Genomic DNA, 15,131 nt, shown 5'->3' on the forward strand with positions numbered 1-15,131 from the left:
TCAGTGCCTGGCGGTGAAGCGCCCACGACGGTGGCGCGCCGTCTCGATCTCGTCGACGATCGCAAGCGCGAGGTCGGCCGCGGCGATCGTCGACTTCCCCTCCTCATCCTTGAGCAGCACGTCGCCGCCGAGGACGTACGTCCCCTTCGGGGTGGTGCCGAGCCACGATCCGAAGTCCTGGGGCGGGCTCACGAAGAACCAGTCGAGCGATTCGGGACTCGCCTTGAGCAGCTCGAACGCCGTGAGCCCCGTCTCGATCTCGGGCTTCACCTCGGCCGGCAGCTGCTCGCGCGTGAGCTCCCACAGGGTGGGTCCGCCCTCTTCTGCCTGCAGCGACGAGGCGCCGCCGATGTAGCCGAGCCGCGTGGAGCTGTCGGCGAGCCGCGCGATCAGATCCTCGACGACGCCCTCCACCTTCCCGGCCATATCGCCGCGCGGAGACAGGGCGACGACGACGGCATCTCGCCCATCGATGACCTCGTCGAGCACGCTCGCGTCGAGCACCGAACCGGTGACGTACTCCACGCCAGGAACGGGCGCCGCGGGCTCCGTGCGGCTGACTGCGGTGACCTCGTGACCGCGCTTGCGCGCCTCAGCCACGAGGGCCGAGCCTGCATAGCCGTTGCCGCCCAGAACCGTGATGCGTGCCATGTCGAACCTGCTCCTTCAGTCTCGTTCAGTAACCGAGTCAACGTACGACAGCCGAGTCGCGTGCGGAAGTACGCACTTCAAGGTGAGGAGGTACGCACGTCGAGGTAAGGAGGGAGCGCCGGGCCACCGGCCGACGCCGCTACGCGGGAGCGACGACCTGTATCCCGTACGCCCGCACCGCATCCGCCTGCCGGTCGTCGTACGTCACGAACCCGTTCAGTTCGTCCCCGAGCTCGAGCGCGGCGGCGATATGCAGTGCATCTAGCGAGCGCAGTTCGACCGGGTCGAGTCGTGCCGCCGCTTCGAAGGTCGAGGTGGCGAGCGTGAGCACGGTCGTCGCCTCGAGCACCTGTGTGGCCGCGACGGCCTGCTCGGGCGCCCAGCGGCGAACCGCGCGCAACAGCTCGGTTCGTGCGAGATCGGATGTCACGGGCTCCTGGTCGCGAGAGGCGAGCCAGTCGGCGAGCGCTGCCGACTCGGATTCCTCGATGACGAGCTTCACGAGGGCCGAGGTGTCGAGGTAGTGAGCCATGGATGTCAGTACCGCTCGTCGTCTCGGGCTCGCCGCAGCTCTGAACTGATGTCGACCTTGGCGGGTCGGCGCGACGGGAGGTCACCGATGTCCCGTCGCGGTGCGCGAGCACGGCCCGACGTGACGAGTGCCGACAGTCGCCCGCCGCCCAGCGGGACGAGTCTGGCAACGGGCCGGCCTCGGTCGGTGATCGTCACCGACTCACCGGCAGCAGCCGCCGCGACCACCTCGGACGCGTTCTGTTTCAGCGCCCTGATTCCGACCTCACCCATGTTCTACAATGTAGCACTTTGCGCGGTCGGCGCGTCGCCCCAGCCAGAGTCGGCAATCAGATCATCGCCGTCGCGGTCACGATGAGCACGAAGGCTCCGACGATGATCGCGACGCGCCCGTAATGCAGCCGGTCCCAACGCGCATGCTGCTCGCGCCAGTCCTCGGGATGATTCTCGGCCGTCCAGGTCACGGAGCGGTTGTTGATCGGCACCAGCACGGCGACCGACAAGATCACGCTGATGGCCAACAACACGGCAGCGATCAGCGCGCTGGCCGAAGCCGGGGCACCCCAGGTGACCACCGCAAGCGCCACGATGAGGATCAGGGAGCCGACGTACCAGAACGGCATGACGCGCCCCAGCATTCGTCCACCGTCGGCTCGTGCGGCGAGTGCTGCCCCGGCCGGCAACCGCAACATGATCGGGCTGAGCACGAAGGCCACCGCGAACTCGACGCCGACCATGAGGCCGAGCACGGAGGCGGTGGTGATGGCAAGAAGGGATTCCACGCAGAACTCCAAAATCTAGCATTGCTAGTATTTCTAGCGCTGCTAAGCTACGCCTTGAAGACACCGACCGCAAGAGGAGATCGATGGCTGCGCAGTCGAATCGCCAACAGCGAACGGAGGAGCGACGCCGACGCATCCTCGCCGCCGCTCGCGAGCGCGCCGACGCCGACGGCTGGGGCGCCGTGACGACCCGACATCTCGCCGACGCGATCGGATACACGCAGCCGGTGCTGTACGGTCACTTCCCCGGAGGCAAGTCCGAGATCATGCTGGCGGTTGCACTCGAGGGTTTCGTGGACCTGACGCGGCAGTGCCGGGAGGCTCTGGGCCGCAAACGTGGGCGGCGCGCCGTCGAGGCCGTCGCCGCCGCCTACCTGCGTTTCAGCCGGGAGCACCCGGCTGTGTACGAAGTGATGTTCCAACTGCCGATCGACGCACGATTCGCCAGCGACGACACCCGTGCTGAGCTGCGCGCGGGGTTCGATGTGCTCGCTGACGCCATCGGAGACGACGGCGACGGAACGGCCACCGAAGTGTTCTGGGGCGCACTGCACGGCGTCAGTCTGCTCGAACGTGCCGGCCGCATGCGCCCGGCACAGCGTTCCCACCGCATCACCGAACTCGGCGCCCGCTTCGCGACGAATGCTCCCGCCGAGTCGCGTTCCTGAACTGACTCACTCCGACTCGTCAGGCGCTCCCGGCGGCGAGCCGCATGGTCTCCCCCGCCCTCGCGGCGAACGCCGTGGCGGTGGCGGCGATCGTTCGCTGCATCACCTCGACCGCGGCGGTCGCCGCGACATCCGCAGGTCTTGCCAGGCTGATCGTCCGCTCGAGCGTGGGACGCTCGATCCGCACCGACCGCAGGCCTGGCCGATCGATGAGCACCATCGCGGGCACGATCGCGACGCCGAGCCCGCGTTCCACGAACCGCAGCACCGCGTCCATCTCCGCCCCCTCGAGCACGACATCCGGCGTGAGGTCGGTGGCGCGGAAGGCGGCGTCGGTCGCGCTGCGCAGGTCGTACGTCGAGCTGAAGACGATCTGCGGCAGGCCCGCGACATCCGCGAGCTCGATCGTGTCGCGGTTCGTGACCGGGGGTGCGGCGGCGGATGACACGACCACGAGCTCCTCGACGAGCAGCGGCGTCACCGTGAATCGCTCGGCGGTCGAGGCATCCGACGTCGTGATCAGTGCGAGGTCGAGTTCGCCGCCGGCGAGTTCGTCAAGTAGTCGGCGCGAGCCGTGTTCCGAGAGGTGGAGTTCGATGGCCGGATGCTCCGCGTGGAACGCGCTGAGCACCTCGGCGACGAGGCTGATGCAGAGCGTCGGCGTTGCGCCGAGCCGCACCCGGCCGCGCTCGAGGCCCGCGAGTTCGGCGAGTTCGCGACGCACGGACTCGGCGTCGGCGAGCATGCGGCGCGCGAGCGGCAGCAGCGATTCGCCCGCGGCGGTGAGCGTGCTGCCGCCGCGGGCCCGGTGGAACAGCTCGGCGCCGAGGTCCTGCTCGAGCGCGGCGATCTGGCGGCTCAGCGAGGGCTGAGCGAGGTACAGCTCTTCGGCGGCACGGGTGAAGTTTCCGAATCGAGCGACCTCGACGAAGCTGCGCAGCTGTTCGAGGTTCATGTCGATAGTCTACGCGCATCGTTATTACACTGAAGATGCATTGGACTCATCGACGACCCGAACCTACCGTGGATTGCATGAGTGCTTCAGGCAGTACCGCTTCAGAACGTCAGATCTCCACGACCGTGCTCGTGATCGGCACCGGTGGATCAGGCCTGCGCGCCGCCATCGAACTCGCCGAGGCGGGCGTCGACGTGCTCGCCCTGGGCAAGCGTCCGAAGTCCGACGCGCACACCTCGCTCGCCGCCGGCGGCATCAACGCCGCCCTCTCGACGATGGATCCCGACGACAGCTGGCAGCAGCACGCGGCCGACACTCTCAAGGAGAGTTACCTGCTCGCGAACCCGCACACGGTCGAGATCGTGACGAAGAATGCGGCCCGCGGCATCCAGGACCTCGAGCGTTACGGCATGCCGTTCGCGCGCGAGGAGGACGGCCGCATCTCGCAGCGCTTCTTCGGCGCCCACACCTACCGCCGCACGGCATTCGCGGGCGACTACACCGGGCTCGAGATCCAGCGCACGCTCGTGAACCGGGCTGCGCAGCTCGGCGTGCCGATCCTCGACACGGTCTACGTCACGCGCATCCTCGTGAACGACGACGGCGCGGTCTTCGGCGCCTACGGCTTCGATCTCGAGGATGGCACGCGCTACCTCATCCACGCCGACGCGGTCATCCTCGCCGCCGGCGGGCATAACCGCATCTGGCGGCGCACCTCGTCGCGGCGCGACGAGAACACGGGCGACTCGTGGCGCCTCGCGGTCGAGGCGGGCGGCCGGGTGCGCGACCCCGAGCTCGTGCAGTTCCATCCGTCGGGCATCATCGAGCCCGAGAACGCGGCCGGCACCCTCATCAGCGAGGCGGCCCGCGGCGAGGGCGGCATTCTGACCAACGGCCTCGGCGAGCGCTTCATGGCGAAGTACGACCCCGAGCGCATGGAACTGTCGACGCGCGACCGCGTCGCGCTCGCGGCGTACACCGAGATCAAGGAGGGCCGCGGCACCCCCAATGGCGGTGTCTGGCTGGATGTCTCGCACCTGCCCCGCGAGACGATCATGCAGCGCCTCCCCCGCGTCTACCAGACCATGCTCGAGCTGCAGATGCTCGACATCACGAAGCAGCCGATCGAGATCGCGCCAACCGCGCACTACTCGATGGGCGGCGTCTGGGTGCGACCCGATGACCACGGCACGGATGTGCCAGGCCTCTACGCGATCGGCGAGGCATCCAGTGGCCTGCACGGCGCCAACCGCCTCGGCGGCAACTCGCTCATCGAGCTGCTCGTCTTCGGACGCATCGTGGGCCAGGCCGCTGCGTCGTACTCGGCCTCGCTGTCGGCGCAGCAGCGGTCGGCGGCCGCGGTACAGACGGCGCGCGCCGAGATCGATGCGCTCCTTTCGGCGGATGGCTCGGAGAACGTGCGAGCCCTGCAGCGCGACATCCGCAACACCATGACCGAGCACGCCGGAGTCGTGCGCGACGAGGCCGGCCTTCTCGCCGGGCTCGCCGAGCTCGAGGCGATCGAGGCGCGCATGGCCGATATCGGGGTGCATCCCGACATCGCCGGTTACCAGGATCTGGCGCACGCCTTCGACCTGAAGTCGGCAACTCTTGCCGCCCGCGCGACCCTCGAGGCCGCGCTTGAACGGCGTGAGACCCGCGGATGCCACAACCGCAGCGATTTCCCCGAGACGGATGCCTCGCTGCAGGTGAACCTCGTGTGGTCACCTTCGACGGGGGTTACCCGCGAGGAGATCCCACCGATCCCCGGCGAGATCGCGGCGCTCATGCGCGAGGTGTCGGTGGTCGGCAAGCTCGTCGAGTAGCTGTACCGACGGTGGTCGTCGGCCTGGGCTGTCGCCGTGGCGCAAGCGTTGGACGAGGGCCCGTTCTACCACGGCACGAAGGCCGAGGAGATCCCGCCGATCCCCGACGAGATCGCAGCACTCATGCGCGAGGTCTCGGTGGCGGCAAGCTCGTCGAGCAGCCCGCGCCCTGCCGTGACAGACGGGGTTGCGGGCGAGAGGATGGGGCCATGTCGATTCCTCTCGATGAGCTCGCGGCCAAGGCGTACCTGTTCGGCTTCCCCCTCGTGTTCAACCTCGATCAGGTGGAACGGTACGTGACCACAGGGGTCGGCAAGAACGCGGCGGCGCCGTGGAACCGGTTCAGCCATGCCCGCGCGCTGGCCGGTCCGGATGACACGTTCGTCACGATCAACAACGACACCGTGTATTCGATGGCACAGCTCGACCTCGGTGCCGGACCGGTGCGGTTGGAGGTTCCCGACACGGCGGGCCGCTATTACGTGCTGCAGTTCGTCTCGGCGTGGACCGACAATTTCGCCTACATCGGACATCGGGCCACTGGTACGGGCGCCGCGACATACCTGCTCGTCCCGCCGGGCTGGAACGGTGAGTCGCGCGACGGCGAAACCGTCGTCCGCGTGCCCACTCGCATCGCGTCGATCGTCGGCCGGTGGGCGGTCTCCGGAGATGAGGACCTGCCGGCGGTGCACGCGTTGCAGGACGCGACGACCCTCACCCCGACCGGTTCGGCCACGCCCGAGGGCCTTTCCGCGAGCGTCACCGGGCTCAGTGAAGCGCAGCAGTTCTTCGACAGGTTCCGGGTGTGGAGCCAGGCGTTTCCGCCTGCGCCGCGAGACGCTGACACGCTTGCCGGATTCGAGCCGCTCGGCCTGACGACGATCGACGCCGCACCGTACGGCATCGACGCGGAACTCGATGCCGCCCTGGAGGCCGGATACGCGAAGGGCAAGGCGCTGCTCCACGACGTCGTCGCGTCGGGTGGCGGCAACGCGATCGTGAACGGCTGGAACCTCGCGTACCACTCGTTCGACTACAACCTCGACTACTTCGAGGTGGGTTCACTGGACGAGCCCGCATTCAAGATCGCAGATCCCGAGCGACGAATCCTGCAACGCGCGGGTGCAGCCCTGGGTGGACTGTGGGGGAACCAGGCGTTCGAGGCCGCGTACATCGCGACCTACGTCGACGATCGGGGCGACCGGCTCACCGGCGAACGCACGTACACCCTCACGTTGAACCCCCCGCCGCCGGTCGATGCATTCTGGTCGCTCACGATGTACGACGTGCCCGACTACTACCTCGTCGCCAACCCGATCGGGCGATACTCCATCGGAGACCGCACTCCCGGCATCCGGTACGAGGACGACGGGTCGCTGGTCATCACCATCTCCCATACGGAGCCCGACGAAGAGAAGGCTCGCGCCAACTGGCTACCGGCACCGGCCGGCGAGTTCAGGCCGGTGCTGCGGATGTACGAGCCCACGCCCGCGATCCTCGATCAGACCTACCTGGTTTCCGCCATCACACGGGTCTAGCGGGCGATCCCCGTGGCCGCGTACGCGGCAGTGGACGCACCGTCCTCAGCGCCCGCCTCGTCGACGTCGCCGTCGACCTGCCGACGAGCCCGACGGGCGGCGAGCGATGACGTGACCCGGTCGATCACGATTCCGATCGTCAGGGCGATGGCGATGCCGAGCAGCGCCGCGAGCAACGGATTGCCAGACAGCCAGCGTCCCGCGAACAGGCCGATGCCCACGGAGTACACGGCCCAGCTGAGCCCGGCAAGCACGGAGAGCCCGAAGAAACGCCGGGGAGCGAGGCCGCTCGCCCCGGCGGTGACATTGACGGCGACACGACCGACGGGGATGTAGCGGGCGGTAAGGATCAGCACGGTGGCTCGTCGATGGAGCCCCTCGCGTGCCCACCCGATCGCGCGCTGAGCGGATTCGCGCCGCATCCACCGCCACCGATCGAGGCCCACCCTGCGCCCGATCGCGAACGCGATGTTGTCGCCCAGGATCGCCCCGGCGGCCGCGGCGATGATCGCCCCGACGAGCATCGGCCACTCCCCGGTCGCAGCCCCAGCGGCAGCCGCGGCGATGACGATCGTTTCGCTCGGCACGGGCGGGAAGAACCCGTCGATGACGCACACAAGGAAGATGGCCACGTAGACCCATGGGGACTGCACGAGCGAGAGGACGACGTCGGTGAGAAACTCCATGAGCTCGACGCTATGGACGAGGCGTGCACCGGAGCATCCCTCCACAGTCCCGTCCAATGCAGTACTGCGGTATGACGTCGCGGCTGGAGCATGGGTGACGTGGGTGCATCCCGCTTCTGAATACGATGAACGGATGCCGCTGTTCGACCACCTCGGGTTCTCCGTCGAAGATCTGCCTCGCTCGATCGCCCAGTTCGATCCGGTGATGCAGGCGCTCGGCTGCACACGCCAAGATGCGGACGGGTCGGTCTCCTGGGGCAAGGGCGAAGAGGAGCTGATCCTCTTCCCGGCGCGCGAACCGGGCAGCGGACCGCACCGCCACGGCCGGGTCGGTTTCCAGCACCTCGCCTTCCCCGTCGATTCGCGTGCCCAGGTCGATCGCCTGCATGCGATCGCGCTCGAGGCAGGTTGGACGGCCGTTCGCGAGCCCAAGCTGTACCCGCGCTTCAACGACCGCTACTACGCGTCCCACCTCGAGGACGACAACGGCATCCGTATCGAGTTCATGTACAACCCGCCGCGAGAAGCCGCCACTGACTGACCTGATTGTCGAAAGCGCTGGCCTCACAGCGGCGCCCGAGACCTCCCTGCGCGGTGGCGCGTCACTCAGACCGCTCTTCGCCCGGCTGATTCCCCTGCCCCCCGGCGTACTTGCGGTGCGCAGCCTGCCGCGAAATGCCGAGCACCATACCGATCGCGGTCCACGAGTCGCCGTGGTCGTGCGCATCACGGATCGCTGCGCGCAACGCCTGCTCGGCCTGCCCAAGCTCATCGCGTGCTTTCGCCACAGCGCGGAGATGCGCCGCATCTTTCCATTCAATCCGCTCGGGATCGAGGGAGTCGAGCCATTCCTCGACCTCGTGCGCGGGTGTCGTCACATCGTCATCATATGGTTGACGGCCACGGTGACTCGGATACCTCCAGGCGCATCCGGTCCAGAATTGCACTGCGCGCGCTTCGGCCTCAGGTCGGCCCCTTGCGCGGCTGCCCGACCTTCGCTCGAATCAGGGCGACCAGCACCTCCGGTCGTACGCCTGACCTGTTCACGATCGGACTCCGGTGCGCCGTGCCCGCGAGCTCATGCAGCACGAACTGGGCGTCGCCTCGCGCGCCCGACCGTTCAGGCTCGTCGATCCTCCACCCACCGAGGTCGTCTGCTTCATACAGGTATGCGATTTGCAGAAGATTGTGAACGTCCACGAGGTCTTTCGGAGCGTTGCGCGAGCGTACCGTCAGCGCTTTCAGGACCAGCGCGTGTTCGACGGTCGGCACCTTGACGGTGAACCGCAAGCGGCTGTCATCTGTGAGTGTCACGTCAACGTCGAGGACGATCGGATCAGCTGCCAAGATCAGGCGGAGGCCAGGCACCGCGTCGAATCCACGCCCTCCGAGCTCGACGTGACGGAACCGGGTCTCGCTTGGAACGAGGACGTCGATCGCACGACCGTCGTCGCGCTCGTAGCGATTACCGCTACTCGGCTCGTATCCAGCGCGAGTGAATGCGAAGTGGAGCGCACCGGACGCGGCAACTTGCGCGGAGACCGCGGCGTCAGCGTCCGCAGTCCTGCGGATGATCGCGGCGGCCGTCGGGAATGCGGTGACCAGAAGGCCGACCATCTGCCCGCCCACGATTCGCGCGTCGTCGAGGTGCGTTGTCGCTGTCGCCACGTCGTTGAGCGCCCGATACGCGGCATCGTCGGCTCGCGACGTCGACACGGTGATGGCGTGACGACGGATCACTGGGCACTCCAATTGCGCGTCAGCTGTTGCAGTACGCGCTCCACGGCGTCATCGGCGTCGGCGCCGCCGGTGCGCAGAACATCGTGCGCCACGATCAACGGGTCGGCGATCCGCGCGCGCTGCCCGCCGGCATACGCGTTCGCCGTCCGCCACAACGTGGGATCAACTGGCACCCGCAGTTCGAGTGTCGACCGTTCGGCTGTCGCCTGAGCGAAGCCCGCGTCGGCCAGGTCGAGCCCAGCGGCAGCGTAGACGATCGCTTTCGTCGGAACACGCCACGGCGCGATCCGATCGGCACCGACGTCACCCGAGAGCATCGCGTTCTCCTCGAGGCCCGCATTCAGGGCCGTGTCCGCCTGTACGTTCACCGGGTCCAAGGCGAACCAGTTGACGCCGATGCCACCGGCACCGGGATACTCGGCCAAGAAGTTCTCGGCGAGCGTCCGAGCACTTGCAGCCGACCATCCGGATGATTCTCTCGTCACGAGGCCGTCCAGCTTCGACAAGGACTGGGACACGGCGGCCTGGGTGATGCCGACTTCATCTGCCAGCTGCGCCTGTGTCCGGGGTTCACGAGTGCGGCACAGCGCCCGCAGGAGCGCGAACCTCCCCCACGGGACACGGCGAGACGACTTCGGGAGCGTCGGTGTGGTCGCGGCCGCCGTTAACGGTCGGAACTCCTGACCGTCGATCAGCACGACTCCGTCTTCGACGGCGACGACGACGAAACCCGCCCCTTCAGCGGCGCGTCGCAACGCGGGCGTCAGGCGAGGGACCACGTAGAGCAGATGATCGCCACCCGTTTGACGCAGATCGCGGGCGATCTGTGACGGTGTTGCGGGTGCTTGACGGACCTTCATTTCTACCGGCGCACGGCGGTGCCCGCGGAGGTCGATCCGGGACGCGCCCTGAACGTCGACGTGGAGGCCGGATGCAAGGAGCAGGTCGATGCCGCGGTCAGCAGTGACACGGGCCATGGGATTCACCTCCACGCGCGATAAGTTAGTTCGCCGAAATCCAGAATAACTTATATCGGCCAGAGACGCTGAGTCTTATATCTCGGAGCGACCGAGCGCGCCGGATTTCGCGACTCTCCGGAGAGGACGTGCCTCAGGCCACGCTCGGGAGTTCCACGGTGACTCGGATGCCTCCAGCAGCGCGTGGCTCGATGGTCAGCGTCCCACCGTGCGCATCGGTGATGCTCTTCACGATCGCGAGCCCGAGCCCGACGCCCGCGCCGTCGGTGTGGACACGTTCGGTGCCGCGCTGGAACGGTTCGGTGAGGGTCGCCACCAGCCCCGGCGCGAGCTTCGCACCTGTGTTCTCGACGGTGAGCACCGCCCTCGAATCGCGCGCCGTGGTGTTGATCCACACCGTGCCACCCTCAGACAGGTTGTGCACGATCGCGTTGTGCACGAGGTTCGTGGTCAGCTGCAGCAGGAGTGCATGCGAGCCGACAGTAGGCGTGACGTCGCCGGAGTTCTCAATGGTCACGCCACGCTGCTCCGCGAGGGGCAAGAGGGTCTCGGTCGCTTCTTCCGCCAGCAGCGACAGGTCCACCTCTTCCCGCACGAACGACCGTTGATCGGCACGGCTCAGCACGAGCAGCGCCTCGGTCAGGCTGATCGCTCGGGCGTTGACGGCGTGCAGGCGTTCGATGAGCTCAGCGCTCACGCTGTTCGGGTCGTTGCGTGCGACCTCGAGCAGGGTCTGCGTGATCGCCAGCGGAGTGCGCAGCTCGTGCGACGCATTGGCGGCGAACCGCTGCTGTTCGGCTACCTGCGCTTCGAGCCTCGCGAGCATCGCGTCGAAGCTGTCGGCGAGCTCGCGGAACTCGTCGTCGCGGCCCTCCAATTCGATGCGATACGAGAGGGATCCGTTCGCAGCCCGGCGGGTGGCATCCGTGATTCGAGTCAGTGGCGCGAGCATGCGGCCGGCGAGGATCCACCCGCCGAGCAGGCCGAACAGCAGCAGGAAGAACAGCGCCCAGGCCGCCGGCGGTGCGAAGGCCCGAATGAGGTCGGCACGGCCGGGGATGAATCCGATGGGCGTCTCGATCGCGCTGGCGGGCACGTAACGCAGGAGGAAGAGCCACACGACCGCGAGCAGGAGGACGCCCGCGACCATGAGGAACCCCGCGTAGCTGAGAGTGAGCCTGAGGCGAACGCTCAGCCCGGGAGCCCTAGCCACGTTCGTCGCCTGCCGTGTCGGCGTTCGGGCCCGCGCCGACGCCGTCGATGCGATAGCCCACACCGGGCACCGTGGCGATCACCCAGGGTTCGCCGAGCCGTTTGCGCAGGGCCGACACCGTGATGCGTACGGCGTTCGTGAACGGGTCGGCGTTCTCATCCCACGCCCGTTCCAGCAGCTCTTCCGCGCTGATGACCCCGCCCTCGGCGGCGACGAGCACTTCGAGCACGGCGAACTGCTTCCTGGTCAGCGCGACGTAGCGGCCGTCGCGGTAGACCTCGCGGCGGAATGGATCCAGCCGCAGGCCGGCCAGCTCGCGCACCGGCGGCCGACTGTGCGCGCGCCTGCGGTCGAGGGCCCTGAGCCTGAGCACGAGCTCGCGCAGCTCGAACGGCTTGGTGAGGTAGTCGTCGGCTCCGAGCTCGAACCCCGAGGCCTTGTCGTCGAGCCGGTCGGCGGCGGTGAGCATGAGGATCGGCATGCCGCTGCCCGACGCGACGATGCGTTCGGCGATCTCATCACCCGACGGCCCCGGGATGTCGCGGTCGAGCACCGCGATGTCATACGCGTTCATGCCCAGCAGCTCCAGCGCGGTGTGCCCGTCGCCGGCGATGTCGGCCGCGATCGCCTCGAGGCGCAGCCCGTCGCGGATGGCCTCCGCCATGTAGGGCTCGTCCTCGACGATCAACACGCGCATGGTGTCATGCTACGAACCCCCGCATATCGCCGGCATATGGAAACCCGCATACGCGCTGGCAACACCTCGCCGCCTTGACTGGCGGCATGAACCGAAACCCACGCGCACGAGCGTCGACGTACTGGATGCGTCGCCTCTTCGTCGTCGGCCTGGTGGTCGTCGTCGCGGCGATCACCGCCGCCGGCTTCTTCTCCACGCTGCCCAGTTCTTCGTCGGCATCACCGTCGTTGTATTCATCGGATGCCCCGGCAGCGCCTCCTCCCGGCGAGAACCGTGAGGCGCTCGACGAGAGCGGCCGGGTGGCCGACGGCGTGGCGGTCTTCGATGACGGGGTTCCGGCTGTCGCGAACCTCGATCCGGCGCTGCTCGAGGCCCTTCGTCGGGCTGCGACGGATGCCGCGGGCGACGGCGTCCAGTTCGTCGTCAACAGCGGCTGGCGCTCCCCCGAGTACCAGGATCAGTTGTTCCAGGAGGCGATCGCCGAGTACGGCTCGCCCGAAGAAGCCGCTCGCTGGGTCGCCACCGCGGCGACGTCTCCGCACGTGTCGGGAGACGCGGTCGACATCGGGCAAACGGATGCCACGGTGTGGCTGTCCGAGCACGGTGCCGAGTACGGGCTGTGCCAGATCTACGACAACGAGCCGTGGCACTACGAGCTGCGCCCCGAAGCCGCCGAGCATGGTTGCCCCGCCACGTATGCCGACCCCTCCGAGGACCCGAGGATGCAACAGTGACCAGCGGTGCAGAGCTTCGGATGCCTCGGGCGACGCCATCTTCTCCCGACGCGACCCAGCGCGGCTTGCTGGTCGGGCTGTTCGCGGTCTACCTCGTCCTGCTCGTCTGGCTCGTGCTGTGGAAGCTCGAGCCGCCGTACGTCGGAGACGGCGCGCTGCGCCACATCAAGCTCGTCCCGTTCGCCCCGACCACCGAGGACGGCGCCAGCGAACCCTTCGAGGTCATCGCGAATCTCGCGCTCTTCGTTCCCTTTGGCCTCTACCTCGGCCTCCTGGCGCCGTCGTGCCCCTGGTGGAAGCTCGCGGCTGTCGTCGCGGGTTCGAGCCTCACCCTCGAGATCCTCCAATACGTCTCGGCGGTCGGAAGCTCCGACGTCACCGACCTCATCGTCAACACCGCCGGCGGCATGGCCGGTCTCGGCCTGGTCGTCTTGGCCCGCCGAAGACTCGGGGGCAGGACCGACACCGTCATGACGCGGATGTGCTCAATGGTGACAGTGCTCTTCCTCCTAGCGGCCGGGATCTTCATCGCCTCTCCAATGCAATACGGACCCATCCCTAACGTCGACCTCCCGGTCCTCTCCACGCCGTCGGATCCGACTATGCGTGGGCCAACGGGTCCGTCAATGGGCCTCCCGGAGCTCAGGTGGTGCCATTCGCACGCACGACGTTCGGCGGGCCGGCCTCGCAGCGCGAAATGCACGACATTTCGATGGACGTGGCAGTTACGACCGGCGTCGGGCGCGTCGGAGGTCCGAAGTAGTCTCGGCTTGTGATGGATGACGAGGAAGGTCGCTCAATTGAAGCAGATTGGCTGCCAGCGTGGCGTGATCTCCACGAGCGAATCGATGCACATCCTGGCACGCGTGCCCACCGGGCCTGGCGGGGGCTCGCGATGGTCTTCCAGGCGCTTGGCCACAATGAAGCGGCATTGATGTTCGTGCTCGACTTCAGCGACGGCAGCCTGGGTCACCAAGCACTCTTCTCGGCCGACGGACAGAAAGGTGAATCGATCCGCGAGTTGTACTACTCCACCCTGTACCAACACGTTGCGAACTACGTCGGGATGGCGAAGGTCTTGGTTGATGCGGCACGGCGGGTCTTTCGACAGTACGAAGGCACGCCGTTTATGCGCGAATACGAAGATCGCGTCCTAGTACTTCGCGCAACCCAAGAGAATGTCTTCATCCAGCAGTTCCGGAACTACGTGGTCCACGGCGGCATACCGCCGTTCCAAATGACCCTTAACTACGACCGCAACGTTGGCACCAAGATGTTTGCTCAGTTGGATGCAAAGCGGATGCTGGAATCCGGCGAGTTCACGGGCAGCGCCAAGGAATATCTGCTCTCCGTGGGTGAAGTAAACCTCGCACAGTGCGTGAGTGTGCATGCAGGGCTGATTCGAGAATTCTATGCGTGGGTCTTTGAACAGTTCGGCTCATTGCATTCAGCCGATATCCACGCGGTCAATCAGCTGATTGCCGAGAGCCGCAAGCTGACGGGAGCCGATGGCGTCCGTTAGTGAACAAGCGCATGCCCATCCTTGACCGGAAGGTGAGCCGGGTGCCGGCTGGCTACGATCAAGGCATGCCTGGCACCGTTGCAAAGCTCGCTGACATCTACAACGTGGCTGCTGCCGCCACCACACAGCCATCGACCAAGTCAAACATGCGGAGGATGGTCTGCGTCGCCGAGCTTCCGCAAGACTCATATGTCTGGCGAGCGATGTCTCGGACGACGAGTGCGCAAGACGAAGCCGTCGACCTGTATAGTCCGGCCGAACCGACCCTCGGGCTCAGCAAGGAGGGGTGGTGGAGCTACCGATTTCTTCGGTCCGTGAAGAAGCGATGGACCGGCTATCCGGGTCAATGTGAGTTTCTGGCGACGCTACCCGAACCGCTTCGGACGGAAGTGCTTGACCACTACCGGAGCCGACACCGGTGACGTTCGTGATAAGTTGATCGACTTTGTTCGTGCGAGTGATTGAGGAAGGGAGATCAGGATGAGTCTGACTCAACCGCCGGCTAGTGTGACGTCTGGGTCTGCCCCGGGTTTGGTTGACATCTGAAGTGTGAGGATTCGTCCTCGCTGGAAGGATGTCCGTGTGGCAAAGCCGTATCCCAAGGAGTTCCG

18 protein-coding genes are annotated in these 15,131 nt (G+C 67.0%); 7 read left to right on the top strand and 11 right to left on the bottom strand.

The genetic code is table 11. The features are described from left to right. The 4 genes from AB0K73_RS18070 to AB0K73_RS18085 all read right to left on the bottom strand — a co-directional run bounded on the left by AB0K73_RS18070 (window position 1) and on the right by AB0K73_RS18085 (window position 1,964). Window positions 1-651, bottom strand: a complete 651-nt coding sequence (locus AB0K73_RS18070) for an NAD(P)H-binding protein (protein WP_360516348.1) — start codon at window positions 649-651, stop codon at window positions 1-3. Between the two features lie 139 nt (window positions 652-790). Further along, complete coding sequence (locus AB0K73_RS18075) at window positions 791-1,183, bottom strand: type II toxin-antitoxin system VapC family toxin (protein WP_360516351.1); 393 nt, start codon at window positions 1,181-1,183, stop codon at window positions 791-793. Window positions 1,184-1,188: 5 nt separating this feature from the next. After that, a complete protein-coding gene (locus AB0K73_RS18080) occupies window positions 1,189-1,455 on the bottom strand; it encodes a type II toxin-antitoxin system prevent-host-death family antitoxin (protein WP_360516354.1) in 267 nt (88 codons plus the stop codon). 56 nt (window positions 1,456-1,511) lie between these two features. After that, window positions 1,512-1,964: a DUF1772 domain-containing protein gene (locus AB0K73_RS18085; RefSeq protein ID WP_360516357.1), complete on the bottom strand. Its 453-nt coding sequence runs from the start codon at window positions 1,962-1,964 to the stop codon at window positions 1,512-1,514. A gap of 83 nt (window positions 1,965-2,047) precedes the next feature. On the opposite strand from AB0K73_RS18085, the gene AB0K73_RS18090 reads away from it, so the two are divergent. Then, entirely contained in the window at window positions 2,048-2,632 is a 585-nt protein-coding gene (locus AB0K73_RS18090) for a WHG domain-containing protein (protein WP_360516360.1), read from the top strand. A gap of 19 nt (window positions 2,633-2,651) precedes the next feature. Here AB0K73_RS18090 and AB0K73_RS18095 read toward each other — a convergent pair whose 3' ends face one another. Next, on the bottom strand, window positions 2,652-3,587 hold the full coding sequence (locus AB0K73_RS18095; RefSeq protein ID WP_360516363.1) for a LysR substrate-binding domain-containing protein: 936 nt from the start codon (window positions 3,585-3,587) through the stop codon (window positions 2,652-2,654). Window positions 3,588-3,664: 77 nt separating this feature from the next. On the opposite strand from AB0K73_RS18095, the gene AB0K73_RS18100 reads away from it, so the two are divergent. After that, window positions 3,665-5,413 (top strand): FAD-dependent oxidoreductase, encoded by a 1,749-nt coding sequence (locus AB0K73_RS18100; protein WP_360516366.1) that lies wholly within the window; start codon window positions 3,665-3,667, stop codon window positions 5,411-5,413. Between the two features lie 209 nt (window positions 5,414-5,622). After that, the gene (locus AB0K73_RS18105) at window positions 5,623-6,951 is read left to right on the top strand and encodes a DUF1254 domain-containing protein (RefSeq protein ID WP_360516369.1); all 1,329 of its coding nucleotides are present in this window, start codon (window positions 5,623-5,625) and stop codon (window positions 6,949-6,951) included. Here AB0K73_RS18105 and AB0K73_RS18110 read toward each other — a convergent pair. Beyond that, the gene (locus AB0K73_RS18110; RefSeq protein WP_360516372.1) at window positions 6,948-7,637 is read right to left on the bottom strand and encodes a VTT domain-containing protein; all 690 of its coding nucleotides are present in this window, start codon (window positions 7,635-7,637) and stop codon (window positions 6,948-6,950) included. The genes AB0K73_RS18105 and AB0K73_RS18110 overlap by 4 nt on opposite strands. A gap of 133 nt (window positions 7,638-7,770) precedes the next feature. Between AB0K73_RS18110 and AB0K73_RS18115 the strand changes: the two genes are divergently transcribed. Then, window positions 7,771-8,178, top strand: coding sequence for a VOC family protein (locus AB0K73_RS18115; RefSeq protein WP_360516375.1), 408 nt, complete (start codon window positions 7,771-7,773; stop codon window positions 8,176-8,178). 61 nt (window positions 8,179-8,239) lie between these two features. Here the strand turns inward: AB0K73_RS18115 and AB0K73_RS18120 are convergent, their stop codons facing one another. The 5 genes from AB0K73_RS18120 to AB0K73_RS18140 all read right to left on the bottom strand — a co-directional run bounded on the left by AB0K73_RS18120 (window position 8,240) and on the right by AB0K73_RS18140 (window position 12,264). After that, window positions 8,240-8,515, bottom strand: a complete 276-nt coding sequence (locus AB0K73_RS18120) for a hypothetical protein (protein WP_360516378.1) — start codon at window positions 8,513-8,515, stop codon at window positions 8,240-8,242. A gap of 85 nt (window positions 8,516-8,600) precedes the next feature. Next, a complete protein-coding gene (locus tag AB0K73_RS18125; protein WP_360516381.1) occupies window positions 8,601-9,377 on the bottom strand; it encodes a hypothetical protein in 777 nt (258 codons plus the stop codon). Then, window positions 9,374-10,354, bottom strand: a complete 981-nt coding sequence (locus AB0K73_RS18130; protein ID WP_364775645.1) for a winged helix-turn-helix domain-containing protein — start codon at window positions 10,352-10,354, stop codon at window positions 9,374-9,376. Before AB0K73_RS18130 ends, AB0K73_RS18125 begins: the two co-directional genes overlap by 4 nt. A gap of 133 nt (window positions 10,355-10,487) precedes the next feature. Then, window positions 10,488-11,567, bottom strand: a complete 1,080-nt coding sequence (locus tag AB0K73_RS18135) for a HAMP domain-containing sensor histidine kinase (protein ID WP_360516387.1) — start codon at window positions 11,565-11,567, stop codon at window positions 10,488-10,490. Next, on the bottom strand, window positions 11,560-12,264 hold the full coding sequence (locus AB0K73_RS18140) for a response regulator transcription factor (RefSeq protein WP_360516390.1): 705 nt from the start codon (window positions 12,262-12,264) through the stop codon (window positions 11,560-11,562). The genes AB0K73_RS18135 and AB0K73_RS18140 overlap by 8 nt, the downstream gene beginning before the upstream one ends. Window positions 12,265-12,350: 86 nt before the next feature. Between AB0K73_RS18140 and AB0K73_RS18145 the strand changes: the two genes are divergently transcribed. From AB0K73_RS18145 to AB0K73_RS18155, 3 genes are read left to right on the top strand one after another with little or no spacing between them, the layout of a single operon-like run. Then, window positions 12,351-12,998 carry a M15 family metallopeptidase gene (locus tag AB0K73_RS18145; RefSeq protein ID WP_360516393.1) on the top strand — a complete coding sequence of 216 codons (648 nt, stop codon included), beginning with the start codon at window positions 12,351-12,353 and terminating at the stop codon, window positions 12,996-12,998. Then, window positions 12,995-13,774 carry a VanZ family protein gene (locus tag AB0K73_RS18150; RefSeq protein WP_360516396.1) on the top strand — a complete coding sequence of 260 codons (780 nt, stop codon included), beginning with the start codon at window positions 12,995-12,997 and terminating at the stop codon, window positions 13,772-13,774. The genes AB0K73_RS18145 and AB0K73_RS18150 overlap by 4 nt, the downstream gene beginning before the upstream one ends. Continuing rightward, window positions 13,771-14,520 (top strand): hypothetical protein, encoded by a 750-nt coding sequence (locus tag AB0K73_RS18155; protein ID WP_360516399.1) that lies wholly within the window; start codon window positions 13,771-13,773, stop codon window positions 14,518-14,520. Before AB0K73_RS18150 ends, AB0K73_RS18155 begins: the two co-directional genes overlap by 4 nt. The last annotated feature ends 611 nt before the right edge of the window (window positions 14,521-15,131 follow it).

Source organism: Agromyces sp. NPDC052230, from assembly GCF_040679595.1.
In the GTDB taxonomy this organism is placed as follows: Bacteria; Actinomycetota; Actinomycetes; order Actinomycetales; family Microbacteriaceae; genus Agromyces.